This is a genomic window from Mesorhizobium sp. WSM4847 (assembly GCF_055811335.1).
Map to the genome: position 1 here is coordinate 50,134 of NZ_JBVVPY010000030.1, position 24,300 is coordinate 74,433.

Consider the following 24,300-nt stretch of genomic DNA (forward strand, 5'->3'; position numbering starts at 1 on the left):
ACACATTGACCGGCAGCAGTGTTGAGCCTGCTATGCGGCTGCACGCTGATCCTGGTCATCAATCGAAGACGCAAGATCGGTTTCGATTTCCGCAAGCTGTCGGCGCTTCTCGGCCAGTTCACCAGCGAATCCGAATTCGCCACCCTCACGCGAGCGATAGGAGGTGAGCCTGCGCTCGGCATCCTCAAGACGCTGGCGATATCGTTCCTGCTCGCCCTCGAAGCCGGCCAAGGCATGCTCGAGCCGGGCGATGGCGCCAAGCGGCGAGGTGGTGACGGGGAGCTCGATTTCATAATCGGCGCCGGTGCGCATCAGCATGGTGGCATAGCGGTAGCCGTCCTTGCCGAACCGCTCGCCGGAATATTCGAAATCGAACCCGCCGATGGAGGCGATAGTGGTTTCGCCTTGCTGCTGAAGCTGCACGAGAGTCAGGATTTCCTTCATCAGCGCACGACCGGCGAGTTTGCGCTCCGTGAACGCGTCGCCCCCGACCACCATGCTGAACCCATCGCCGGTGGTCGGCACGAGGCGCTCGCTATCCTTCCCGACCTCGCCGAGGCGCCGGGTCGAGTATTCGATATCGCGCTCGGCATCGCGGATCTGCCGTCGAACGGCATGCTCATCATCAATGTGGGCCGCGCGAAGACGCTCCAGACGGGCAATGTCTGCCTCCAGACCTGCCTTCTGCATCAGGCGCGGATCGCCCGAGGCGATCGCCTTGGCCATCGCGAACTGGTTGGCCTGCCCCTCACCCATATCCTCCAACCGCCGGATGGACGTGTCTCCGGAAAGGGCGGCCGCGATGAACCGGGCCTTGCGCTCGTTGTTCTGCCACATCTGGGCGTCCATCGAACCTTCTGTGGCGTAGGCGAAGATATCGATGACATCGTGCTGGTTGCCCTGCCGCAGGATACGGCCTTCGCGCTGCTCGATCTGGGAGGGAAGCCACGGCACGTCGAGATGATGCAGCGCCTTGAGGCGGAGCTGCGCGTTGACGCCGGTGCCCATTGTGTCGGAGGAGCCGATCAGGAACCGGATTTTTCCAGCGCGCACATCACCGAACAGGCGCTGCTTGGCCTCCGACTTCTTGAAATCCTGCATGAAGGCGATCTCGCAGGGTGGAACGCCCATGCGGACCAGCTCGTCGCGAATCCAACGATAGGCCGAGAAGCCTCTGGTTTTCTCGACGCCGATCGTGCCGAGATCGGAGAAGATCATCTGCGCTGCGCCCGGAAGCTCGAACGGCTTGCCGTCGGAGCGGATATAGCTGCTTTCCGCTGTTTCCTGCCAGATGCTGAAGGCATTGCGGATCAGAGCGTTGAGCTTGTTGTCCGGCTCATTGTCATCGTCCGGATCGACCAGGCGCAGGTCGATAGCAGCGTGCCGGCCATCGGTGATGACCGAGAGCAGGATGTCGTCACCAGGTTCTGCCGGACGGTCGCGCTCCTCGATGGCCTTGATGCGGGCGTGGAGCACCCTCTGGTAGCGCTTGAAGGCCGCAGACGGCTTGGCGGTGATGATCTGACGTACGCCGGTCGAAAGCGCCGGCACCTTCACATATGCCCGAAGGTCTTCCGGCATCACCACATCCGCGAAGGAGCGGAACATTGCGATCAGCTCCGGCACGTTGACGAAGGTGGCGAAGCGCGTCACCGGCTTGTATTTGCCGGATGGCTGCAATTCGAGTTCGGTCGTGACGTCGCCGAAGGTCGAAGCCCAGGCGTCGAACTCGTGCAGGCCGCGCTGAAGCAGCGCCTCGTAACCGAGATAGCGCTGCACCGAGAACATCTCGCCAAACGTATTGGTGATCGGCGTGCCGGAAGCCAGCACGAGCGCCCGGCCCGGATTCTTCGTCTCCACGAACCGGGACTTGACATAAAGGTCCCAGGCCCGCTGCGAGCCGTTCGGATCGACGCCCTTGAGCGTCGACATGTTGGTGGCGAAGCTGAGCTTCCTGAACTCCTGGGCTTCATCGACGATGATCTGGTCGACGCCGATCTCGGAGATGGTCAGCAGGTTGTCCTTGCGGGTCGCCAGCGCCTCCAGCCGTTCCTTGAGTCCCTCCTTCAGCCGCTCGAGGCGCTTGCGCGAGACGCGATCGTCGCTCTCGGCCTTGGTCAGCAGCGTCTCGTAGAGCTCGAGCTCGTCCTGGATCATCTGTTGCTCGAATGCCGACGGCACGCCGATGAAGCGGAAGGCGCTGTGGGTGATGATGATCGCGTCCCAGGCGGCGGTCGCCGCCCGTGACAGGAATCTATGCCGCTTGGCTAAAGAAAAATTCGTCTCGTCGGCCACGAGGATCCGCGCGGTCGGATAGAGCGCCAGAAATTCGCGGGCCGCCTGTGCAAGGCAATGGCCGGGAACGACCAGCATGGCCTTGGCGATCAGGCCAAGCCGGCGCTGCTCCATGACGCCCGCGGCAATCGTCATGGTCTTGCCAGCGCCGACGGCATGGGCAAGGTAGGTCGAGCCGGCCGAGACGATGCGCCAGATGCCGCGCTTTTGGTGCCCATAAAGAGAAAAGGCGCCTGAGGCGCCTGGAAGTTGCAGGTGATCCCCGTTGAATCTTCGGGGGGCGAGGTTGTTGAAGCGGTCGTTATAGACCCGCGCCAGCCGGTCGGTCCGGTCGGGATCGGACCAGATCCAGTTCTGGAAAGCCGTCTTGATCTTCTGCAGCTTTTCCTTGGCGGCTTCCGTGTCCACAACATTGAGCACGCGCTTTTCAGCATGGCCCTCCTTCGCCGTGTCGAAGATCTGCGGCACCCGGCTGTTCAGCGCGTCGGCTATGAGCTCGCCGGCATGACGGCGATCGGTGCCCCATTCGGACGTGCCGGCCGCCATCCATCCCAATTGCCGCGCCTCTACGGTCCACGACGCCAGTTCCGGCATGTGGTGGATCCTGATCTCGGCACCCATCGTCTCCTTGACGAAGGCGACGACGTCGGCGGCTGGAATCCATGGCGCGCCGAGACGTGCGGTGATATCCGAGGGACGAAGATCGGCCGGCTGCACGCCCTGCAGCGCCGTGACGTTCCGCTCATAGGCGAAATCGAGCGCGGCTGCGGCTTCCGCGACCTTCAACTTGTCGCGGACCTGACCGGAGAGATAGGCGTCGGCCGTTTGCCACGAACCGGTCTCCGGATTGCGGTAGATGGCGTCTCTCAGCTCGCCTATGACGTCATCGACATTCTCATGCAGCAATTCGGCGATGTGATCGATGTCAACATGACCGCGTTCGTTGAGCACGACGGCAAGCGCATCGGCAGCACTTGTGATGATGGGTGCTGCGGGCGGCGCGATGACGCGCTCGGTGAAAATCGGACCCGGCCGGGCGGTATTGGTCTCGAGATCGTAGTCTTCGATAGAAGCGACCAGCCAGCAATCGGGATCGTCCAGAAACGGTTGCAGGTTGGGGCGGCGATGTGTTTCGCGCACTTCACCGGTTTCGGCATCCTCACTTACCGACACGGTAGTGAAGTTGATGGGCCCGAAGTCGCGCACAAAATTCGACCAGGCGATGCGCAGCTTGACTTGGGCCGGCTTCCACGGCCGGTTGAGCTCCTGGGCCTTCAGGACTTCACGCACAGCATCACGGATGGGGATGAATTTGCGGATGATACGCGCGTGCTTTTCGGGAATGCCTTCGGCGGTGCGGCCCTTGCGGATGGTGATGCTCACAGCAGCGCCATCGATCATCTGCGCAAGGGCGGTCTTTTTCGCGACGAAGAAACTGCCCTCGCGCACACTGGGGCCTTCCGGCAGGGCATCGACGACGTCGGCACTGTCCTCGGCGTCACGATCAATCTCGTCCGGCTCGCCGTCATAAATGGCTTCCGGAAGGAGGGAGATCGCTGCGGTGAGCGCTCGCTCCAGATCGACACCGGGATGAGGCAGGCAGGAATAGGCCTGGCCGTAAGGCCCCGAGACAATGGCATGCGTGCCGAGCACGAAATCCGGGTGGCGCGCTAACCAGCGGTTCACGCGGATCGCGCCTTCATCCTCCGTCGCCTGGCGGATTTCCTCGATGTCGAGCCAGGAGAGATCACCTTCGGGCTCGGTGACCTTGCGCTTGCGCAAAAACAGGATGTCGACCACGACGTCCGTGCCGGCGTGGGCGCGGAAGCTGCCTTCGGGCAGGCGGATGGCGGCGATCAGGTCCGCCGTTTTGGCGATATGCTCACGCGCACAAGAACCCGCCTTGTCCAAAGTGCCGGAGCTGCTGACGAAGGCGGCGAACGCGCCCGGCTTCAACAGGTCGACGGACCGGGCGATGAAGTAGTCGTGAAGGCGCAGGGCGAGCGAACGATGGGCCCGGTCGGAGCGTACCGTGCGATCGGAGAATGGCGGATTGCCGATGGCAAGGTCGAAGCTCGCAGGCAGCTCCGTGCGGGCGAAATCGCCGGTGACGATACGCGCGCGCGGCTGCAACAGCCGGGCGATGCGTGCCGTGACCGGATCGAGTTCGATCCCGGTGACGTGTGACACATCGCGTAGCGCTTCGGGCATCAGCGCCGGAAACAGGCCCGTGCCAATGCCGGGCTCGAGCACACGGCCGCCACGCCAGCCGAGCCGCTGCAGGCCTGACCAGATCGCGCGGACGATGAACTCCGGCGTGAAGTGGGCATACTGGGTGCAGCGGGCGAGCGAGGCATAGTCGACCTCTCCGACTGCATCCTCCAGCTCTGAGCCGATTTCGTCCCAGCCTTTGCGGAAGCCGATCTCGCCGGGGCGGCGGAAGACGCCATTGGCAAGGTCGGACGCGCCGAAGCCGGTGAAGCGGATCAGCCTCTCCTGCTCCCCGAGCGTGGCCGGGCGCTCGTCCGCTTCGATCTCGGCGGCGAGCCGGATCGCTGCGATGTTGTCGCGCGCCCGCTCCTTCCAGCCCCGCGCCAGGCCACGGCTACCAGCGAGATGGAAGTTCGACCCGCGCGCCCGGCAGGCGGTCGATGGTCGCCGCACGATTGCCGCGCTCGGCAGCGCGGGCGCCGGCGACGACGGATCAGGATCGTCGTCACCGTCGGGCTCGACAGTGTCGCCAAAGGCCGTCACGCCGAGGCCGGAGGAAAGTGCGGTGTTGCTGAAAAGATCGATGGTGAAAGGATCGTCATGCGACATGTCTGGATCTCCTGAATGAGGGCGCACGTCGCCGTTCCGCTGGAAGGCTCCAGACGGCCGGACGTGCGCGGGATGCGGATTGGGATGTTGGACGGCCGCCGGACGGCGCCCACCGACGGATCGCTAATCTCGCTCGATCACGAAGAGCTGCATCGAACCCTGCAGGAACGCGATGCGCAGATGCGTGCAGCCGGGACTGGCTGCGATCAGGGCCTCAAGGCCTTCGGCGTCGAGAAAATCCACGCCGTCGTCGCCGCCGAACGTCCGGCGTTTGACCTCGAACCAGTCGTCGTTTCTGCGCGGATCGCATTCCTCGGCGTAGGCGACGAGCGGCTTCGCCCCCTTGGAGAGTTCGCCGTTGGAGCATAGGTAGACGCCGTGGTCTCCGACGAGCCAGAGGCCGGGCTTCCGGTTATCGGCGGCGGACAGTCCGAAGTGGGGATCGCGGAACCCGCCATTGGCTTTCGCGTCGCCAATGCCGCGAGCGATGACCTCTCGAAGGGCGATGATGGTGAAGGTCAACATCATCTCACACCTCACGCCGCGATCGCGTCGGGGAGATAGCGCAAATGCACCGGCAGCTTCGCCGCGATCTCCGCATCCGTAAGGTCGTCCAGCAGCTTCAGCGTGGTGCCCTGTCGGCTTCCATAAAACATCACCGTGCGCTTGCCGCGGTCGCGTTCCGGCCAGCGCTCACCGGCGTAGCCGCGATAGTCGTCGTGGGTGCTCGACCAGATGTGCTCCAGGCGCTCCTCGCGGGTCATCGCCCGAACGGGACGGGTTTCGCGTTCGACGATCGCATCGCGCATCCGCTCAGGCGAGCCCTTTTCAAGCAGGTCGCAATAGCCGTGGAAATACCGCATGCGGCCATTGATGTTCAGGGCGTAGAAGATGCTGGTGATGCGGTCAGTGAGAAACTCACGCAGCGCGAACATCTCGCCTCGCATGAAGAGCGGCGGCAGGATCTCGAACAGGTAATCGTGCTCGGCCTCTGATATCTCGAACCATTCGCCGCGGTACAAAGCACTGGCATCGTCCTGGAACCGATCAGGACGCTGAGCGTGGCGGTCGAACATGCGGAACATCTGCCGGCGATCGGCGATGCCATGATAAACCTTGCGGACGGACAAGAGGGTCATGGGTGGGCTCCTTTCAGCCTCGTCGGGCTGGAGCGCGGCTCATCCACTCGATGTCGCCATCCTCTTCCGCCCTTCCTGACCCCTCCTCCGCGGCCGCCTCTCCGTCCGGCCGGGTCAAGGGCCGCGAAGCGGGCGCAGCTTTACCCTTGACGCGGCCGGCGGGCATGCGGCAGCCAGGCTTCTTACTTCCTCTTTTCTCCCTTTGCCCGGTTCTTCACCCTTGCCTTGAGTTCGGCGTTCCAGTCCTCCTCGTCCGGCCGGAGACGTTCAAAGCCGCAGCCAGCCTCGCGGGCGACCGCTTCGAGGCGAACCGCGTAGGTGTCGCCCTGCGCGTTGTTGTCCGTGCCGGCGACCAGCAATAGGCCCTTCCGCGCCGCCAGCAGCCGGATAGCCGCATCGGTGACGGGAGCCCAGCCGCCCCCGGTACTGACATAGAGGCTATCGCGGCGAGTGCTCTCGAGCGCGGCGAGGCTCATGGCGTCGATCGCGGCCTCGGTGACGCAGAGGCGGAGCGCATCGCAGGGGCCAAACCGAAACAGCACCTTCGCGCCGCCGGTCGAGAAACCGCGCCATTCCGGACCGCGTTCCTCCCAGCCGGTCATAACCCCCTCCCCGTCCCTGTGAGCGGCCCACATGCTGCCGCGAGGACCTTCGCGCAGAAGGTCATGACGGATGGCGGCGCTGATCACGGCTTCTGGAAGCTGGCGGTCGTCGCGCAGGTAGCGCCATGTCATCGATCCCGGCCAAGGCTTGCGGCGGGCGCTCCAGCGTTCGGCGACGCCGAGATCCGGCCCGCGCTTCCGGGCCTGCCTCTTCCACACAGGCTCGCGCGGCTCGTGGCCGACCAGCCGGGCGACCAGCAACGTCGCCTCCGCGAAACCGACCCCATGCAGATGGGTCATCAGCGAGAACACGTCCCCCTTCGCGTCGGAGAGCGGATCGAACCAGCCTTTTCCGTCATGGATCACGATGACGATCTGGTCGCCGTGCCGGTATTTGACCGCACGTCGGGTACTCTCCTTCAGGTCGATCGAGTAACCAGCGTGATCCAGCGCGGCCGCGCAGGCCACCCTTTGTCGAAGTTCATCGAGTTCGTCCTGTTCCATGTCCCTCTTTCGTGCGCCGCAGGCGCCCGCCTTCCTTCAGGTTTTCTTTCCCGCACCTTGCGGGACGCCTTCCGGATGCCGCGAAGAGCAAAGGCGGCAAGGGCGCGGCTGGCAATGTGTGTTTTTGCACCTCGCGCCTGCCCGCGGGCCAGCCGCGGCGCAGCTTCCCTTGCCGCCGCAAGCTCGCAAGTGGCGCCTCCGGGAGGAGAAGCCGGCTCAATGAGCCGGCCCGTGTCCAAAGGGATCGTATTCGGCGAGGGTCTCGACCTCATCGTCGTCGAGTTCGGCGCTCGGCAGGACGCCTAATTCGTCGCCGGAGCGGAAGAGCGTGACAGGGACCATGAGGGTGCGGGCGAGCTCGAAGGCGTGGCTTTGGGCGAGGGAAAGATCTTGCGACATCTGAGGGCTCCGTCTTTGGAGCGGGCCAATTCCCGCTCGATGGCTCCTCAAAGGTCGGGCTCCGGGCGCGATCACCGCAAAGGCAAAGCCGGCGCGGCCGCAGCTTGCTAGCGGACCCCTTAAGGGGTTGATCGTGGAAGATCCGGAGTTGGACCAGGAAGCCATCTCAAGAGAGCGGGATTGGGCTGCGGGCCGAGCCCGCGGGCCGCCCGATCGGCTCGCACATTAAAGGGTCAGGACAAGAACTGTTCCCTTGAACGCGCTAAGACGAACAGAGAGCGAACACGGCGATCGGCATTGGCTTTCCCGAACGGGCTGCTTGGTAGCTGTGCTGCTCTGCGACCTCTGGGAAGGTGACAATATCGACACTTCTCGGACCTTCCACCGAGGTGTTGAACGGGAAGCCCTGACGACCATCGGAGACCTTCTTCCTTCTCTATGCGAATGGCAGCACCTTTCTCGCCGTTCGAAGTGCAAAGCGCTAAGCCCGAAACCGGACGTTCGTTCAGTTTGCACTTGCTACTGATCGAACGATGGAAATGGATACTTATCAATCATTACGGAACTGAGCTTATTCACAACAGTCCTTGCGCTTGCGGCTTTGCCGCCGCCATGCTCGACTATCACGCAAGTGTTGGGGGCATGACGCGGACATGAACGTTGCGATTGAGAATTCTACGGCGGCGGCTGCCGTGACAACCGGAGCCGGACTATGGCTGCCTCCGCAGGTCATTGCGGCCTTGCTCGCGCTTGCCGGCGTGATCGTCGGCCTGATCGCTCGCGACATCGTCATGGCAATCTATCTGGTGCGGCAGAAGCGCGGCCATGAGCTTGCCGACAGAAAAGAAGCCGAGAGCAAGCAGCATCAGGATCTGGTGCGTCTCTATTCGGATCCGCTCAAGGACGCGGCGACGAGCCTGAGGCATCGGCTCAAGGAGATCGTCGAGCAGAAGCAAGCCCGCTATCTGCTCGCAGAGGCCCCCAACATTCCCTTCCTCGACTATAAACGGATCAGCACCCTGTATCGGATCGCTGCCGTCCTGGGCTGGATCCGGGCGATCCGGCGCGAGCGCAGCTATCTCGATCCGCTACAGGCATCGGCCTCGGTCGAAATGCAGGCCATCGCCGCATTCGAAAAGGCGCTTGCGGATGGAACTCATGTCGAGCTGCAGCGGCTCGACGAGCTGTCCAATTTGTGGCGCGTTTCTACGATCGTCCCTTACCAGAAGGGCCATATCGCCAGCCTGATCGATGGCGAGCGTGCAGACTTTCTCGCCATGAAGAAAGCGCTCAGCGCAAGTGACCTTTCCGACTCGGACCAAGTCGAACTGGCGGAGCGGTGCGCCACGATCATCCGGCGGGAAGCCGGCATCGACATTCCAGCCAATCTCGTCGCGGCGACCGCGAAGCAGAGCACGGTCACCTTCGGCATCAAGGAAGCCTATATCTATCGCGACTGGCAGGTCGCGATCGGCGATATGATGCTCAAGGAAGACAAGGGGGGCACCCGCCATTTCTCGGTGCTCGGGTTCGGCGTTTTCGAGGATCTGGTTCTCGAAGCGCGCAAGGACACGCAGTCGCATGTGGCGCGCTGGATCGGGCGCCTAGAATGTCTCATCCATGATCTGGACATGACGCAGATAGGCATGTTCGACGCGAGGCGCGAGCAGTTGCGCAAGATCTACGACTGCGTGATCAGGCTCGAGGCCGGGCTTGAGGAGCGTATCCGTGGCACGACAGTGCTGTAGGCAGGCTAACCTGCGCTACACAGATCCTGCTTGGCCATACCAAGATCGAGAGCACCGTGCGCTATCCCGGTGTTGACGTCGAGGATGCGCTGACCTTGGCTGAAAGAATTGAAATCTGACATTGGGGCGGTCATTCAGGGCATGCTGGATGGCCGCTTCCAACGCCAATTTCTTCTGCCGAAATGCCGGACCGGGGTGGAATACGGACAATCTGCTTTGAGCGCGGATGTCATGAAAGCAGAAGCATGCGGGGTCAGCTACTAAACGAATCCTTCGAAACTAAGTCGGTTGTGGAAGACGTTTCGCAGCGCTCCCAATAATGATGTGGATTATTCGACGCCGCATCACCGACTATTCGTTGGAAACGACGTACGGAACTCCTTGAAACGCTTATACGAATAATTAACTCTGGGAGAATTCCCTTGGCGTCCAAGACGATTCGGGGAAATGGGCACGGGAACAGGGACCGATCAGACTGAGTCTGTCGGAGGGGGCTATGAACGCATTCACCGCATCGATCACGCCGCAAGCGGAGCGGCATCTGGAAGCACTGGCCGAGGAGCTGGAGATTCCTGCTAGCCGCTACGAGTCGGCCGAGCGCAGCTACAAGTCCTTCGGCGATTGGCTCCATCGGCCGACGTCAACCCTGCTGAGCTATGATCCCCAAGTCTACGTACAGGGGTCATTCCGTTTGGGGACCGCGATCAAACCCATCAGTGAGGCCGAAGACTACGACGTGGACTCGGTTTGTGAGTTCAAGACTTTGGGAAAGTCCTCGCTCAGCCAACGGAAGCTCAAGGCGAAACTGGGGGTCGAGGTCAAGGCCTACGCCCAAGCTCAGGGTATGAGCAAGCCCGTGGAGGAAGGGCGCCGCTGTTGGAAACTGCAATACGCCGACGGCGCGCAGTTCCACATGGATATCGTCCCCGCCCTTCCTAACGGCAACAGCATGCGACTGCTGCTCGAGCAAAAACAAATGGACACGAGCTGGACCAATACCGCCATCGCGATCACGGACAATCAGCACCCCTCCTATGAGCTAGTGAGCGAGGACTGGCCGCGCTCCAATCCCAAGGGATATGCGCAGTGGTTCCGCACCAAGGTCGTCGAGTTCAAAACCCGTCGCCTGACTGAGGATCGGGCGAAGGCCGAAGTCGAGGCGATGCCGACGTATAAGATCAAGACGCCGCTGCAATCTGCGATCATGATCCTCAAGCGGCATCGAGACTTGATGTTTGCGGACCGGTATGATGAACGTCCAATTTCGATTATCATCACCACCCTTTCCGCCCACGCCTACAAGGGCGAGGAAACGATCGGAAAGGCGCTGATTTCCATCCTGACCGACATGGACCGCCATATTCGATGGGATGCCCAGGGCAACGCGGTGATCGCGAACCCGACCGACCCGTTGGAGAATTTTGCCGACAAGTGGCCGCTGCACCCGGAACGCAAGCATGCTTTCGTCGAATGGTTGGAAGCTGCTCGGCGTGACTTCTTCGAGGCAGCCAAGCATTTCGACCGTCGGAAAATCACCGACGCGGTTGCACGTGGCGCCGGCCGCGCCATTGCCGAAAAGGCGGGCGACAAGGTTTTCGGCGTTGCCGCGCCGACCGTTTTGACCTCCGGCCTTGTCAGTTCGGCGGCCCAAGCAAAGGAGTCCGCAGTGAGGCTTGAGGGTGGCGGACGAAACGCGTAGGTCGAATTCCCAACTTCGGACACGTCACCGACAGGCACTGCTTGAAGTCGAGGACTGGCTTTATGCCAATTGTTCCGGCGTCACGTCCCTTAAGCGGGAGGATGTCGGCCGCATTCGCGTGGGCATGGTCGGCGGGTGGCGCCTGAAGCTGGAAACCGTGGGCGGCACCAGAGTGGTCGACGTAATGGTTTCGGCGTCGTTCCCCTTCCAACCTGCCCGCCTCCGGCTTGTCGATTTGCCGGAGGATGAGGATTGGCCGCACGTGGAAAAGGATAATGTCCTTTGCCTCGTATCCGAGACGGCGACATTCGACCCGGACGACCCGGCCGGCGGGGTCATCAATCTGTTGAACATGGTCATCGATCTTGCCGACCTGGTCGCTAGCGGCGGTGCCGACGGCGAGTTTCGAAGGGAGGTCCTGTCGTACTGGGGCCATCGCGTGCCAAGGGGGCGAAAATCGATCCTCAGCCTCGTCGAGCCGGCACCGACTTCGAGATTGGTTAGTGTCTGGGACGGCCCGGTTCAGCAGGTCATCGCGGATAACCACGACGATCTTCTGAAGTGGCTCGGAAACCGATATCTCGGTGTCCGTAAACTCCGCGTGGGCCTCGGTGCGCTTCTTTGGCTGGGTGATCCGCTGACGCCGGGCCGCTTCCCAAAGACGGCTGCCGATATACTCGAACACGCCAAATCCGTCGGCGCTCATGACGTCTTGGTCAAGGCTGCGACCTCCACGGCAGGCGATCTGACGGTCGCCTTGGGGATGGAGACCGACAATGGCGTCGCCATCGCCGGGTTGACCGTTCCGCGCCCGCGTGCAGTTCGTGGCCATGACCCCATTCATGACGGCTTTCGACTCGGAAGGACTGCCCCATGGCTTGTGGCGCGACGCTTTTTCGGCTCCGAAGCGATCCTTCGCGCAGACCTGAAGCGCGCTGACCATTCATGGATACATGGGCGCGACCAGGACAGCCGTGCGGGGGGGATCCGGCACAAGACCGTCGTTATTTTCGGGTGCGGGTCGATCGGGGCGCCCGTGGTGATAGCTTTGGCGCAGGCCGGCGTCAGCAAGTTCATTCTCGTCGACCCCGACGTGCTCAACCCGTCGAACTTGAGTCGGCATCCGTTGGGCGCGCAGTATCTGGGGCTGTACAAGTCTGAATCTTTGGCCGCCAAACTTAGGCAGGATCTGCCACACGTCTCCGCTCGCCCCGTAGTGGGTCGGATAGAAGACGTTCTCTTGACCGCCAAGGATCTGACCGAAGCTGACCTGATCGTCTCGGCAGTGGGCGATTGGGGCGCAGAGAGCATGCTCGACGCCTGGAGCGAGGCGAATGGTCGACCAGTCCCCATCGTCTACGGCTGGACCGAAGCGCATGCTTGCGCCGGTCATGCGGTGGCAGTGATGAAGGAGGGGCGATCTTTCCGGGACGGGTTTGATGCCACCGGCTTGCCCCATCTCCGAGTTACCGAATTTCCTCACTCGACCGTGAGGTACGAGCCCGCATGCGGAGCCGTCTATCAGCCGTATGGGCCGATTGAACTGCAGGGTACGCTCACGGTGATCGGTGAACTTGCCCTTGATGTCATGCTGCAGCCGCCGCCCCAATCGGTCCATCGTCTGTGGATTGGGCGTCAGCGGCAGCTGCGGCAAACCGGCGGCCAGTGGTCGGCAGCTTGGGCGAAATTGATGGGGAGCCGGACTGAAGGCGGGTTTCTCCATGATCGCCCTTGGGCTTCGACTCTCGAAGACAGGTCATTGGCAGCATGATGAGATATCCCATCGGCTCCTCGGGCCAGGACCTTGTCTTCACCCGCGACGTGATCGCTTATATCGAGCGTCATCGCCAGCTTCGATTCTGGCAAGCCGAAGCCGGTGGATCACTTTTCGCGCGCTTGTCCGACCGAGACGTTGTCGTCGAGGTGGCGACCGGCCCCAGGAAAACCGACCGCAGGACACGGTTCACCTACCGCCCCGATCGAAAGGCTGAACAGCGGGAAATCGACGAGATGCATCCCAAGAGGCTGCTGTTCGTCGGAACATGGCACAGTCACCCTGAACCCGTCCCGACCCCGTCCGCAGTCGACCTGCACTCGCTGGCGGAATCCTACGTCATGTCACGACATCACTTAAACGCCTTCGTCTTAGCCATCATCGGTCAACGATCCGCGCCCGATGGTTTGCGTGTGGTCCTTGGGGACGGCCAGAACGTATTTCCGCTTGAACCCGCAAAAGCGCCTTCGGCGACCGCCGTTTTGAAACTGGAGCACGACATTGTCTAGTTCATACATTCCGCCCAAGACGCAAACGCAGCTTTGGGCGCTAGCAGCTGGTCGCTGCCAATTCGCCGGATGCAACAAACTTCTCATCGGAGACCTTGTTGCCGGTAAGGAGGACGGCAAGTTCGGCTTCATCGCACACATCGTCGCCGACAGCGAAAATGGCCCTCGAGGAGACAAGGTCCGCTCGCCCTTACTCGCGCGCGAGATCAGCAACCTGATGCTTATGTGCCCGATCCACCACAAGGAGATCGACGTCGATCATGCCGAAGACTACCCGGAGGACGTGCTTGCCGCGATGAAGCGCGAACATGAATCTCGGATCGAGATAGTCACGGACATGGACGCGGACCGAGCGGCGCATGTGCTCCGCTTCGCAGCCACGATCGGACAAATGGACTCTTTGGTGTCCACCAGGGCAATCTTCGCCGCCATGCCGCCCGATAGACATCCTGCCGAGCGACGTACGATCGACATCGAACTCAATTCAGAGGTCAAAGACGACGAGCCGTCCTACTGGGCTATGCAGAGTGAACATCTGCGGCGCCAGTTCGCCCGAAAGGTCAAGGAACGGATCGAACAGAAGGAAATTCTGCAGCTGAGCGTGTTCGCGCTTGCCCCGCAGCCTCTTCTTATCGAGCTGGGCACGCTTTTAGGCGACATTATGCCCGTTACCGTCCACCAGAAATACCGCGAGCCATCCACCTGGAAATGGCAACTGCACCAGCCCGCGATAAGCTTCAATGTCGGGGAATACTCCGGGCCCAAGGAAGTGTCGGTTGCCCTGAAGCTCGCGATCAGCGCGACGGTCGATGATCAGAGGATTCGTTCCGTATTGGGTGAAAACGCCGCGATCTGGTCGATCTCTGCCGACGAGCCCCACAATGACATCATGCGTCGACCGGAAGATCTGGCGATCTACAAGACGCAACTGCGTCGCCTGTTCGATCGCATCAAGGCGCACCACGGAGAAGACGCCGTAATCAATGTGTTTCCTGCAGTGCCCGTCTCCGTTGCTGTAGAGACAGGACGGGCAAGGATGCCCAAAGCGGACTTGCCTTTGATCATTTACGATCGAATACCGGAAAAGGGTTTCGTGTCGACAATCAAGATTGGTGGCTAGTAACCCGGAATTACGCCCCGAACACCTCGGGATGGCCGACAAACGGCAGCTTTCAGGCGCGGACGGCCCGAAGACAAATAGCCGATATGGGGTCGTAGCCGAAAGGCTGCTTTTCGCAAATTGGGGCCAAAACCGGACAGACCGTTCTCGGCCCCGATTGAGACGTTCACAAACTCGTACCAGAGCGTCGGCAGTTGGCGCTCCGCTCCTTCTGGCGGGCGACAAGAAGGGCGACAGTCCGCCCTTCCGCGACCTTCCCAGCCGGCCTCCGCGATCAGACGCGCTCAGCAAACTTCGTCCTCTCAATTGATCGTCTGCCGGCTCGTGGCAAATTTTCGGGCCAAGACAGAAATGCTAGCTCCCCTCTTCCATTCTTCGAGTACCTGCTGCCTGTGTGTTCCATCGAGGCGCGGTGGACGGCCAAGGGCTTTTCCTTCTGCCCTTGCCCGTTTCAGCCTTGGTCCGAGGCGGGACACGCGCAGCAGCCGCCCGCAGTAGTAGTTGCCTTCGACATTGCATTGCGAATGGCACGATCGAGGCTGTTGCGGATATCAGCGGATTTGCTTCTGCTATTCCGGCTCGACAGGCCGAAATAGCCAGAGGCCACCGCAGAGCGCCGTCAGATAGAAACCGCTGCTGCCCCGAATAGACCCTGCGCGCCGAGCGCATTCATCATGCCGCCGCCGACGACGGGGCCGATGACGGCGGCCAGAGCATAGACGGAGGCAAGGGGGCTATCGCCGCCGTCAGCTTCTCAGCCCGGAAGCGGTCACCGATCAGCGCGAGCGCAGCGGTGTAGAGCCCGTAATTCGCGCCGCCCAGACCAGCATCAGCCCGGCTACGGGCCAGAATCCCAGACCTGGTCCGGAGACCAGCGGCAGGGTGCAGGCGAGCGATAGGCCGCAGCACCCAAGCACGGTGCGACGGCGGCCAGCCTTGTCCAGCGCCAGCCCGATCAGCGGCTGGCCGATCACCAGGCCGACATGGAACACCGCGGCGAGCAGCACTGTCTGCGAGAGGTCGAAATCGCGATCGAGCATGATGACCGGCATGAGGCTGATGGCGATGGCATCAATCATCGACGCGATAAAGAGAAAGCCGAAGGCTAAAGGAAACGCTGTGATCGCCGACACGATGTGGCGCGCCGATCCCGGCACGACCAAGCGGCTCACCGGCCGTTCCACCGCGGCGAACGGGATCAGCGCCATCAGCGCTATCGCGGCGCAACCGAGGAGAAGCGCGGCCGGGCGGTCGGGCATCAGCGCGATCATCGCGGGACCGAGTACGAAACCGAGGGCATTGGCAGCGGTATAGACACCCATGATCTGCCCGCGCCGCTCTGGCGCCGCGGCCGCGTTCAGCGCCGTTTCGGCGACGATGAACATGAGACCCGCACCGCAGCCCAGAATCACGCGGGCCGCGAAAACCGGCCAGAAGTCCCGCAGGAAGGCCAGTGCAACGAGCGCCACCGCCAGCAGCCCCACACCTGCCAGCGCCGTTCGACCCGCGCCCAACCGGCGGGCGAGGCCGGGCACCAGCACCACGCCGGTCATGAGGCCGAGGCCGGTCGCTGCCGTATTCAGGCCGTTGAGCGCGCCTGACACGCGATCCGATAGCAAGAGACCCAGAAGCGGATAGGTGGTGCCCATCGCGAGGCCGTAGATCGTCACGCCGAGAATCAGCTCTACGATCATCCGGGTTTGGGGGTTCTGCGCTCGGGTCATGGCATCCTCCTGGCGATGGGGATCCCAGGAAATCGCGCGAAGTGAGCTTTCACTCAAACGACATTTTTTGCTGCAAGCGAACGCTTTTGTTATGCTGGTCTCATGCGCAAACTGCCCAACCTCAACGCCACCCGCGCCTTCGAAGCAGCTGCCCGGCATGGCAGCTTCGCTGCGGCGGCGGACGAACTGGGCGTCAGCCATGCTGCCGTCAGCCGCCACGTGCGCAATCTGGAGATGGAACTGGGCGTGGAACTTTTCGAGCGCCACGCCCGCCATGTCGTGCTGACCGGCGAAGGCAGCCTTTTCGCCCGCACCGTCGCCCGGTCCTTCGCCGATCTGGCGCTCGGCGTCGGGCGTCTGAAACGCGGCACCGCCAAGGGAACAGTGGTTCTGGATGTGGAAACCGATCTGGCGGTCGTGTGGCTCATGCCGCGCCTGACGGCGCAGGCTCATGCCGCGGCTGACGGCGGAGGCGCTGGACGCGCTGCAGCTCAACGTCGATCTGCGCTGCCGCCCGGACCCGCCGCGCAGCCTGCCGGGCGATGTCGATCTGGTGCTGACCTGGGGACCGGCGGCGCTGATCGGCTTTCGCTCCGAGCCCTTCCTTGATCTCAATGCGTTCCCGGTCGCGTCGACCGCATTGATCGCCAAGGGGCCAGATCCGGCCTCACTAGGCTTCTACGCCGCGCACAGGCTGATCCACGAGCGCGGACTCTACTGGTGGCGACGCTATTGCGAAGCGGCAGGCGTCATGCTGGACGACGTCGACAACCACCTGTTTTTCAACCGCACCCATCTGTGCATCGACGCGGCGCTGCGCGGCCTTGGCATTGCCATCGGAGACCATCTCTCCTGCGGCCAGCATCTGCGCTCGGGGCGTCTTGTTCAGCTTCCCGGCCCGGTGCTGCCGGGACGGGAACAGTATCATCTGCTGACCCCTGACACGGCGCACCTGTCCCGGCCGGCGCGACAAATGCGCGACTGGTTGAGGAAGGCAGCCCAGAACTGAACGGACAGGCTGAAAGAACCTCACCAACGTCTGGTCTGTCTGCAACTCGCTCGTTTAGCATGGGAGCTTTCGGTTGCCGCCCGCGACCCTGTGCTGCCCTTAATTGCTGCTGCTGGAAGGTCGTGATTCAAGCCGCCACGGGGGCTCCCCGCCGCACGCACTGCTTTTTTTCAAGCGCAAAGAGTGCGTGTTTATCAGGGACAGCATCACGTCCGACAGGACTGAGAATCGCCTGGCACGAGCGCCGCGAGCACAGCCGCCAACAGCCCGCACCCGGCGAAAAAAGCATGATGGAGAACCGCGCATAGGTTGCGTTGCCCTCCGTCAGGACGTTCCCTGTGATCGAGGAAAGGGCTGCGCCACCCGCAAGGGTCATAGCGCCTGCCAAGCCGGCTGCGCTTCCAGCCAGGTTCGGCCGCACCGAGAGCGCGCCGGCATTGGCGCTCGGCATGGTCAAGCCATTGCCGATGTCCGCTCGCCGCGGATTGCAGCAAGCGCAACTTTCGCCTTGAACTCAGGGCTGTGATTACGGCGGGGGCGTTTCGTCATGATCTCTCCTGTTCCCGGCTTCTATGCCGTGTTCAGGCAGAAATTCCACTTATAACCCCTGTCCAAATTTCCCGATCCAGCTCTCTTAACTTGAACAACAAGCACGCCTTATTTGGCCGGGGCGCTGATGCCCAACGACCGCTTTTCGTCGCAAATATCCCGAAACCTTTGACACGTTTTGCGACTGCGACGAAAAGGTCCGCTTTGCGGGCTTAGCGACGTGGCGCCTGGCGACTCGACGCGGTCATCGTATCAAGGACCAGGCCGGGGGCACCTCTGGTTAGGCTGATGAAAAACAAGTCACTTCGCCATGCGCAAGATCACCATGGAGTCTCACGCCCTTATTTCAGCACTGCCGCTCGTCTGCCCTACTCGGCCGGGGTCAGCCTTCACCGCCAAACTGATGACGCGGCGACGTTCCTATTGGGTCAGGCGAAGCTTCTCGAAGGTGCCGCTCATCTCGTTGCCCTGGCCCGGTCAATCGCCCTCTCGGTCTCGCGATTGGCGGAGTTGCTCCTGAGGTGCGCGCCGGCGAGCTCGAGGAGCGCGTAGGCTATCTCGTCCTCGGTCCAGCCGGATTCCGCTGCCCGCTCAGCCAATTGCTGAAAGGCCGGTTCCAAGGCGAGCTGGCATTGAAGGCCGCGATCCGGATGGTCGGCAGGGCAGCTTGGTTCCACGATCACGACTTTTGATCGCTTCATTGCAGGCCATGGGCTCTCGCCCCTCTCCTTTTGCCACACGAGGCGCGCCAGCTCACGTGCCGTTGGTGCGCGCCACGGCAACCGCTTCATCTTGTCAACCAGCCGCTCCAGCGATCCGGCGCGCTCCAGCTCCGCAAAGAAATGATGCGGGGTGACGCTACCCAGCCGGTGCATCTCGGCCAGGTTCCACACATATGGATAGTCGACCTTGAAATCGGATCGAGGCGAGGCCTTGGACGGTTCAGCCTTGGTCAGGATGCCGCCGCCCACGAGCCGATCAGCCTTCTCGATGATTTGGCGCACCCTCGATTTCGACAGGCTATATTCCTGCGCCAGGTCGGCGAAACTCTTGCCTTTCAGAAAGCCTTCGACCAGGGCGACATTCCTATCGACGGTCGGGCTAAACGCCCAACAGGCGCGCAGTTTTTCCAGTATCATTCCGTTCGTTCATCCGGTTGTTCACGCCCCCCTTTGCAAACCCTACCCGGCCAAATCAGCGCTTGGAAGACACGACTCACATCATGGCGTACGTTGCTGCGAAAACTGCCAACTGACATAAACGATTAGCGACTTCTGGTCTGATCTCGGCACCGATGCGGCCGACTGTGGCCATGTGAACACGAAAGATGCGGCGATCACCAGGATCGTTGCTGACCGCCGACCTCGCGAATGTCGGACCGGTAGCTCTCGGCAATATTGACCACTTCAGTTTGAAGATGGTTGATTTGGTCATCGAGGCTCGATCCATCAGGATCGGTGTCGACGATTGTATATTTGAGGAACCCGAATTCGTTTGACTCGCGGAATTCGCTGTACGGTGAATCATCCCAAGCGCGGGGGCGTGTATCCTAACTCTCCTGTGCATTGAGGGCTGAAATGAAAGCCAATCGGATCCACCTCTGCTACGAGGCGGGCTCACACCTGCGGCCTATGCCGCCACGCTAACAGCAACACACGGCTGCGCAACTCGACCGGCCTCGGCGATCGCCCGTTGCCCCATACGCGCTCAGGCGCGCAATTCTCAACCGAGGACTCTGGCGTCAGCCGGTGCCAAAGCTGGTCACAGCATTTTGTCCGAGTCCGATTGACGACAATCTGTGTTCAGATCCAGACATCCTAAGGGTTAGGATCAAGCCGGCCAGGGGGCGACTCCTCCGATTTGTGGTCGCTGCTCACAACCCGTTTGGTGGCATGCCAATTGCATATTCATAGCCATGATACGTGTTCCGACATGGCCCGTCGCGCAGTCTTTAGCCCAGGAGTTCACATGACATTCGTCCGAACGCAATACAGGCTGCGCATCCCATGGGACGCCCCAGCTCCGTTGGATCTCGCTGCGATCGGCACAGGACCGCTATCCCGCAGACCGCTTTCAGGCTGTTGTCAGCTAGGGCTGCCATAAGGGTTCTCGTAAAACAAACATTCAGGAGAACTTAGGTCTCGACCACATGAATATCGGCCGCTTCGCCGGCTCTCGCAACGGGACATAACACCAGATCCTCTTCAAATCCGTGATGATCCAAAAGGAAAATGAAAAATGCCTACCTCAGAAAAAGACACTGTAGGGCGCTCGAAGCTCCAGAAATTGCGGTCTCACTGGCCACGAATCATACTTGCTGCCACGGCGTTGGCCATTGTAATGACCGCGCCAGCTCCAGCCGTCACCCAAGACGCTGACAAGCACTACTCCGACCAAAGCTTGGTTGCTGAAAGCTTGAATTGTATACTTCGGTGGTGCATTGGCCCTCCACCGGTGGAATGATCGCTATCGCAGGGGAATGGGCAGAACGGCACAAGACGGCCGTTCGCGTCGGTCAAATACATAATCACCCATGTTTTTGGCGCCGAGGTGCAGGCGGGCGAGATGGTGGGGCGGTGAGGGACCTGTACCGCAGCAGCGAGGCCACGAGCAGCGACCCGAGCCATGCGTCCGAAGCGGAGCGCCTCGGTCTGCAACTTGCCACAGCCCTTCCCACGCCTCATGGGCTTCCCAGTAATACCGTGGTTGAAGAGGTCGAGACCCCAGAGGAATATGTCTGAATCCAGCGACGCCTCTGCCGCCGACGGCAGGGCTTCGCTATTGTAGCTATGTCCCGCGGGATCGCGCACGGGATGCGGTTTCCTGCCCGGCAGATAAGCATAGGATGGAAAGCTCTTTTCCGGCAGCCAGCGCCGACGCAACATCGAGCCAATAGCCATCAAAGCCGTATAGCACACCCGTGGCCCTGAACAGATGCTCAGTTCCGTGCATTAGCCACCGCATCATGAATGTCTTGGCAAATAGTTGTCAGCCAGCCAGATCTGACGAAGCCGCGAGGTTGCGTCGGCGGTCATCGGGGAGTTCATGTGGGCGCTCACTTCGCAGGCGGTTATATTGTGGCTCGGCAGTTAAACGGGCCTTTTCAATTTTGTTATCCCCCGTTAGAGATGACGGCACCCGGGGTATGTTCTCCTCAGATCAGGCCAGGAAGGAAGATAGATGCCTGAGCAGGCTTCGCAGGACTTCGCGGTGATGCGCAGCCGAACTGCTTGCCGAGGATGCAGATGATCGTCATGAGCGCTGTCTGGTTCATGTCGGGTGGCGCGGGATTGGCTAGCTCAATCTCGACAATGTCGCCTTGCGCCAGTGTCGCAAAGTTTGTGGAAGCCTACGCCTGCGCCTTTCCGCTGCCCGCCTTGCACGCAGCGATCCATTGCATGGCGGAGGTTGGGTCCTCCAATATCGCAACTCGCTTTGCAAAGCCGACAAAGGCATTGCTGGCAGCGCCCGCCGGTATGTGCCCAGCATATGCATCACAACATGCCCTCAGGGCGGTCTCGTAGGTCAGGTCTCTGCGATCCTCGGGCCACTCATTGAGAAAATCGATAGCGTCCGCAAGACTGGCAATCTCTTGCACGATATAGCTGGCTCGCTTCACGAAAATGGGACTGCTAAAAGCCTCAGCGTTCATTCGTTCCCCTCCACCTGCACCATAGCCAATCTGCGCGACGCCGGGCCGCATCGACGCCCGCCGACCACTGCAGGAATGTGCTGTCAGGGCGATGACGATTCAAGAGGATGAAGATGGGTGCCGGCAGAGGACTTGCCAGTGCGGCGGTCCTGTTAAATCTCATAGTTGATCTTCTGGCGGTCATTCAGCGTCGAGGCCAGCGCGTTCGACAGCGGAAATGTAGTTCGGCCGGATGCGCGGACGAAGTTTCAAGATCAGCATTGGCGGGATGAAACCGAGCGAAATGCAGGGACAAAATCCGGTTAATGAGTTAGCGGAACCAGTTTGGGCGCTCGCCTGTCCATGAAAACAAGCGCCCCGTCTTGAAGGAACACCGTGACAGGGTGAACCACACTCATCGGTTGTCCCGACGCGAAGATGAACGAATCCTTGTGCCAGCGTACCAGCATTCAATCGCAGCGCAGGATCTTTGCTTCGAGCGCAGCTGCCACGAAAGCTCTTCGAGCGGCTGGTGGATGAGCTTTACCACGCAATACCTGCAGACAGGCGTCCATCGCTACCCTCCGTTTCTCGGTCTCACGATGAAGATCTCGCAGCAGGATAGCCGCCGCCTCATTGACATCGAATACGATACGCTCTGAGCTGCGGCGGCCAACCTGAACAACGACCGGCCTCTCAAATTTCTGCAAGCCGGTCATTTGCTCGCCCCCCAAAGGCGATCATGCGTAAATAGGCCTAGTTCGTCTTCTTTGCCGAACCGAGCCGGTTCCGCTGCGAACTGCGAAATGTCGACACAATGCCCTCTCGACTTGCCCCGCGCCAGCCTCACATGCGTCGCCGACGCCTAGCCTCGCACTTTTCCGCTGCCCGACTTGCAGGTAGCGAGCCACTGCATGGCGGAGGTTGCATCCTCCAATATCGCGGCCGGCTTCGCAAAACCGAAAAAGGCATTGCGCGCTGCACTTACAGGCTTTCGCCCATTGTATGCATCAAAGCACGCCTTGAGGGCGGCTTCGTGGATCAGATCTCTGCGATCTTGTGGCCATTCGTTGAGGAAATCGACAGCGTCCGCAAGACTGGCAATCTCTTGCACGATGTACGCTGCACGTCTCACTAAAAGCGGGCTGCTGAAAGCCTCATTCGATCCTCCCGACCTGCTGAACAGCTGGTTTGCGTGAACAGGCACCTCATCGACATCCTCCGACCATAGCAAAGTATGTTGTCAGGGCGATGCCGATTTCAAGAGAAAGTAGCGGCGAGAAGTCCCCGGTAGGCGAGCAAGCCGACTCCGCTACTGCGGTGGCTCACCAGGTGGCATATCTACATGGTCCCGAACCATGTGGACATCGTCCGGCTTTGACCCGCCACCAGAACACGGCTTCATCTTCTCAGCCTTGCTGCGCCGGCCAGGTATGACGAGCGGCCGCCGCTGACCTGCATGGCCCCGCGCAGACGCATCGGCGCAGCGAATCTTCTGCCTGTACGAGGAGCGGAGTTTGACAATGAATAGACGTCAGCGGAAGCCTGCATTCCCGCAGGCCCGGATGTCATGCCATTCTTGTGGCGGACGCCGTGATCACGTCTGAATAAGCAATGTGTATCGCCGCCCGTTCACCCTCATTTACGCGAACAACTCCTTGTAACCGGTCGTCATCACCCAGTTCGCCCGATCGAGATGGCTTCTCGCGGCTTTCCGCGCGCACCGGCTCCTCCGCCGGATCGATGCCGAGGATGACCTGCGCCATCTCCTCATAACTCGCATCATCGGCGGAGGCGTCCAGGAATCTCAAGTAGGTCTTGAAGTGCTCCTTGTCGTAGGCGGTCAGGCTTTCCGACCAGGGGACTTCATCTTCAAGACCTGGTTCAACGTCTGTGTATTTCATCACGATATCGGGCTCCGGAAACAACTGGTCGAAGATTTCGCTTCGATAGGCTACCCGAACCCGAGGGGAATATCGTCTCAACACGTCATTCCGATCATGGTCTGCAACTGCCTGCCGAAGCGATGAGCGCTCCTTTTGGCGATGCAACTCCAGGGTAGGGATGAATTGCAAAAAGCTCAAGACTGTTCGGCTGGCCGTCGATTCTGGCCGACTGCTCGGCCAGCAATTTCACATAATTTCACATTCCAAACAGAGACGAAAGTCGGCCCAGAGCTTAGGTCGAAAAGCGCTTACCAGCTGACCGCACCTATTCCGAAGAAATGCGCCACCCACCGCGGCAAGAACGCCAAAGCGCCGGATTGTGGACCCTAGCGGGCGATTTCCTACAAAACGGCTGGGCGCGCAGCATATTGTTTCCAAAATATTTTGCTCTTCGCCCTCTCATCGTCCGTCCCCCCTCGTTCGTCTTGACTAGCACGACCCCACAGCCTATCTCACCGCCACGTTAGCACTCCCCAATAGCGAGTGCCAACGACGCTCCGGCAACGGAGAACCTTTCAACCTCCGCATCAGGGGATATCCAAATGGCACAGTCGAAGTTCCGGCCGCTTCATGACCGCGTGGTCGTACGCCGGGTTGAATCCGAATCCAAGACTGCCGGCGGGATCATCATCCCGGATACGGCGAAGGAAAAGCCGCAGGAAGGTGAGATCATCGCCATCGGCTCCGGCGCGCGCGACGAGGCGGGCAAGCTTGTTCCGCTCGACGTGAAGGCCGGCGATCGCATCCTGTTCGGGAAGTGGTCGGGCACCGAAGTCAAGCTCAATGGCGAAGACCTTCTGATCATGAAGGAATCCGACATCATGGGCATCAT

At 61.2% G+C, this 24,300-nt stretch carries 19 protein-coding genes and 1 pseudogene; 8 read left to right on the forward strand and 12 right to left on the reverse strand.

Annotated elements, in window-relative coordinates; translation table 11 throughout:
• Positions 1 to 30: 30 nt before the first annotated feature.
• The 5 genes from AC0L28_RS30430 to AC0L28_RS30450 all read right to left on the reverse strand — a co-directional run bounded on the left by AC0L28_RS30430 (position 31) and on the right by AC0L28_RS30450 (position 7,759).
• Positions 31 to 5,115: a lactate dehydrogenase gene (locus tag AC0L28_RS30430; protein WP_473481946.1), complete on the reverse strand. Its 5,085-nt coding sequence runs from the start codon at positions 5,113 to 5,115 to the stop codon at positions 31 to 33.
• A gap of 123 nt (positions 5,116 to 5,238) precedes the next feature.
• Complete coding sequence (locus tag AC0L28_RS30435; protein WP_473481948.1) at positions 5,239 to 5,640, reverse strand: DUF3085 domain-containing protein; 402 nt, start codon at positions 5,638 to 5,640, stop codon at positions 5,239 to 5,241.
• A gap of 11 nt (positions 5,641 to 5,651) precedes the next feature.
• On the reverse strand, positions 5,652 to 6,254 hold the full coding sequence (locus AC0L28_RS30440) for a DUF1419 domain-containing protein (RefSeq protein ID WP_473481950.1): 603 nt from the start codon (positions 6,252 to 6,254) through the stop codon (positions 5,652 to 5,654).
• A 182-nt stretch (positions 6,255 to 6,436) separates the two neighbouring features.
• Entirely contained in the window at positions 6,437 to 7,360 is a 924-nt protein-coding gene (locus AC0L28_RS30445) for a DUF3991 and toprim domain-containing protein (protein ID WP_473481952.1), read from the reverse strand.
• 216 nt (positions 7,361 to 7,576) lie between these two features.
• The gene (locus AC0L28_RS30450; RefSeq protein WP_473481954.1) at positions 7,577 to 7,759 is read right to left on the reverse strand and encodes a hypothetical protein; all 183 of its coding nucleotides are present in this window, start codon (positions 7,757 to 7,759) and stop codon (positions 7,577 to 7,579) included.
• A gap of 653 nt (positions 7,760 to 8,412) precedes the next feature.
• Here AC0L28_RS30450 and AC0L28_RS30455 point away from each other — a divergent pair.
• The 5 genes from AC0L28_RS30455 (at position 8,413) to AC0L28_RS30475 (ending at position 14,609) form a co-directional block, all read left to right on the forward strand.
• A complete protein-coding gene (locus tag AC0L28_RS30455) occupies positions 8,413 to 9,507 on the forward strand; it encodes a hypothetical protein (protein WP_473481956.1) in 1,095 nt (364 codons plus the stop codon).
• A 496-nt stretch (positions 9,508 to 10,003) separates the two neighbouring features.
• On the forward strand, positions 10,004 to 11,206 hold the full coding sequence (locus tag AC0L28_RS30460; protein ID WP_473481958.1) for a nucleotidyltransferase domain-containing protein: 1,203 nt from the start codon (positions 10,004 to 10,006) through the stop codon (positions 11,204 to 11,206).
• A complete protein-coding gene (locus tag AC0L28_RS30465; protein ID WP_473481960.1) occupies positions 11,187 to 12,977 on the forward strand; it encodes a ThiF family adenylyltransferase in 1,791 nt (596 codons plus the stop codon). The genes AC0L28_RS30460 and AC0L28_RS30465 overlap by 20 nt, the downstream gene beginning before the upstream one ends.
• Positions 12,977 to 13,489 (forward strand): Mov34/MPN/PAD-1 family protein, encoded by a 513-nt coding sequence (locus tag AC0L28_RS30470; RefSeq protein ID WP_473481962.1) that lies wholly within the window; start codon positions 12,977 to 12,979, stop codon positions 13,487 to 13,489. The genes AC0L28_RS30465 and AC0L28_RS30470 overlap by 1 nt, the downstream gene beginning before the upstream one ends.
• On the forward strand, positions 13,482 to 14,609 hold the full coding sequence (locus AC0L28_RS30475; RefSeq protein ID WP_473481964.1) for an SAVED domain-containing protein: 1,128 nt from the start codon (positions 13,482 to 13,484) through the stop codon (positions 14,607 to 14,609). The genes AC0L28_RS30470 and AC0L28_RS30475 overlap by 8 nt, the downstream gene beginning before the upstream one ends.
• 302 nt (positions 14,610 to 14,911) lie before the next feature.
• Here AC0L28_RS30475 and AC0L28_RS30480 read toward each other — a convergent pair whose 3' ends face one another.
• Together AC0L28_RS30480 and AC0L28_RS30485 are read right to left on the reverse strand one after the other, a co-directional pair.
• The gene (locus tag AC0L28_RS30480) at positions 14,912 to 15,085 is read right to left on the reverse strand and encodes a helix-turn-helix domain-containing protein (protein WP_473481965.1); all 174 of its coding nucleotides are present in this window, start codon (positions 15,083 to 15,085) and stop codon (positions 14,912 to 14,914) included.
• A gap of 300 nt (positions 15,086 to 15,385) precedes the next feature.
• Positions 15,386 to 16,492, reverse strand: a complete 1,107-nt coding sequence (locus tag AC0L28_RS30485) for an MFS transporter (RefSeq protein ID WP_473481967.1) — start codon at positions 16,490 to 16,492, stop codon at positions 15,386 to 15,388.
• Here AC0L28_RS30485 and AC0L28_RS30490 point away from each other — a divergent pair.
• Positions 16,436 to 16,570 (forward strand): annotated as a pseudogene (locus AC0L28_RS30490) (LysR family transcriptional regulator); the annotation flags it as partial. The gene AC0L28_RS30485 and the pseudogene AC0L28_RS30490 overlap by 57 nt on opposite strands.
• Before the next feature lie 214 nt (positions 16,571 to 16,784).
• Positions 16,785 to 17,342 carry a LysR substrate-binding domain-containing protein gene (locus AC0L28_RS30495; protein ID WP_473481969.1) on the forward strand — a complete coding sequence of 186 codons (558 nt, stop codon included), beginning with the start codon at positions 16,785 to 16,787 and terminating at the stop codon, positions 17,340 to 17,342.
• A 1,004-nt stretch (positions 17,343 to 18,346) separates the two neighbouring features.
• Here the strand turns inward: AC0L28_RS30495 and AC0L28_RS30500 are convergent.
• The 5 genes from AC0L28_RS30500 to AC0L28_RS30520 form a co-directional block, all read right to left on the reverse strand.
• Positions 18,347 to 19,030, reverse strand: coding sequence for a hypothetical protein (locus tag AC0L28_RS30500; protein ID WP_473481971.1), 684 nt, complete (start codon positions 19,028 to 19,030; stop codon positions 18,347 to 18,349).
• 2,210 nt (positions 19,031 to 21,240) lie between these two features.
• Positions 21,241 to 21,543 carry a DUF982 domain-containing protein gene (locus AC0L28_RS30505; RefSeq protein ID WP_135909862.1) on the reverse strand — a complete coding sequence of 101 codons (303 nt, stop codon included), beginning with the start codon at positions 21,541 to 21,543 and terminating at the stop codon, positions 21,241 to 21,243.
• Between the two features lie 449 nt (positions 21,544 to 21,992).
• Positions 21,993 to 22,241 (reverse strand): DUF982 domain-containing protein, encoded by a 249-nt coding sequence (locus tag AC0L28_RS30510; RefSeq protein WP_473481973.1) that lies wholly within the window; start codon positions 22,239 to 22,241, stop codon positions 21,993 to 21,995.
• A 146-nt stretch (positions 22,242 to 22,387) separates the two neighbouring features.
• Positions 22,388 to 22,636: a DUF982 domain-containing protein gene (locus tag AC0L28_RS30515; RefSeq protein ID WP_473481975.1), complete on the reverse strand. Its 249-nt coding sequence runs from the start codon at positions 22,634 to 22,636 to the stop codon at positions 22,388 to 22,390.
• 454 nt (positions 22,637 to 23,090) lie between these two features.
• Positions 23,091 to 23,606: a hypothetical protein gene (locus tag AC0L28_RS30520; RefSeq protein ID WP_473481977.1), complete on the reverse strand. Its 516-nt coding sequence runs from the start codon at positions 23,604 to 23,606 to the stop codon at positions 23,091 to 23,093.
• Between the two features lie 404 nt (positions 23,607 to 24,010).
• Here AC0L28_RS30520 and groES point away from each other — a divergent pair.
• Positions 24,011 to 24,300, forward strand: a 290-nt coding sequence (gene groES, locus AC0L28_RS30525; RefSeq protein ID WP_473481979.1) for a co-chaperone GroES, incomplete at its 3' end; no start/stop codon positions are given.

What these genes read in the sequence shown, in the direction of transcription:
- AC0L28_RS30430 (WP_473481946.1), bottom strand. Translation starts at nt 5,115, where the DNA reads ATGTCGCATGACGATCCTTTCACCATCGATCTTTTCAGCAACACCGCA.
- AC0L28_RS30435 (WP_473481948.1), bottom strand. Translation starts at nt 5,640, where the DNA reads ATGTTGACCTTCACCATCATCGCCCTTCGAGAGGTCATCGCTCGCGGC.
- AC0L28_RS30440 (WP_473481950.1), bottom strand. Translation starts at nt 6,254, where the DNA reads ATGACCCTCTTGTCCGTCCGCAAGGTTTATCATGGCATCGCCGATCGC.
- AC0L28_RS30445 (WP_473481952.1), bottom strand. Translation starts at nt 7,360, where the DNA reads ATGGAACAGGACGAACTCGATGAACTTCGACAAAGGGTGGCCTGCGCG.
- AC0L28_RS30450 (WP_473481954.1), bottom strand. Translation starts at nt 7,759, where the DNA reads ATGTCGCAAGATCTTTCCCTCGCCCAAAGCCACGCCTTCGAGCTCGCC.
- AC0L28_RS30455 (WP_473481956.1), top strand. Translation starts at nt 8,413, where the DNA reads ATGAACGTTGCGATTGAGAATTCTACGGCGGCGGCTGCCGTGACAACC.
- AC0L28_RS30460 (WP_473481958.1), top strand. Translation starts at nt 10,004, where the DNA reads ATGAACGCATTCACCGCATCGATCACGCCGCAAGCGGAGCGGCATCTG.
- AC0L28_RS30470 (WP_473481962.1), top strand. Translation starts at nt 12,977, where the DNA reads ATGAGATATCCCATCGGCTCCTCGGGCCAGGACCTTGTCTTCACCCGC.
- AC0L28_RS30485 (WP_473481967.1), bottom strand. Translation starts at nt 16,492, where the DNA reads ATGCCGGGCAGCTGCTTCGAAGGCGCGGGTGGCGTTGAGGTTGGGCAG.
- AC0L28_RS30495 (WP_473481969.1), top strand. Translation starts at nt 16,785, where the DNA reads ATGCCGCGGCTGACGGCGGAGGCGCTGGACGCGCTGCAGCTCAACGTC.
- AC0L28_RS30500 (WP_473481971.1), bottom strand. Translation starts at nt 19,030, where the DNA reads ATGATACTGGAAAAACTGCGCGCCTGTTGGGCGTTTAGCCCGACCGTC.
- AC0L28_RS30505 (WP_135909862.1), bottom strand. Translation starts at nt 21,543, where the DNA reads ATGAACGCTGAGGCTTTTAGCAGTCCCATTTTCGTGAAGCGAGCCAGC.
- AC0L28_RS30510 (WP_473481973.1), bottom strand. Translation starts at nt 22,241, where the DNA reads ATGACCGGCTTGCAGAAATTTGAGAGGCCGGTCGTTGTTCAGGTTGGC.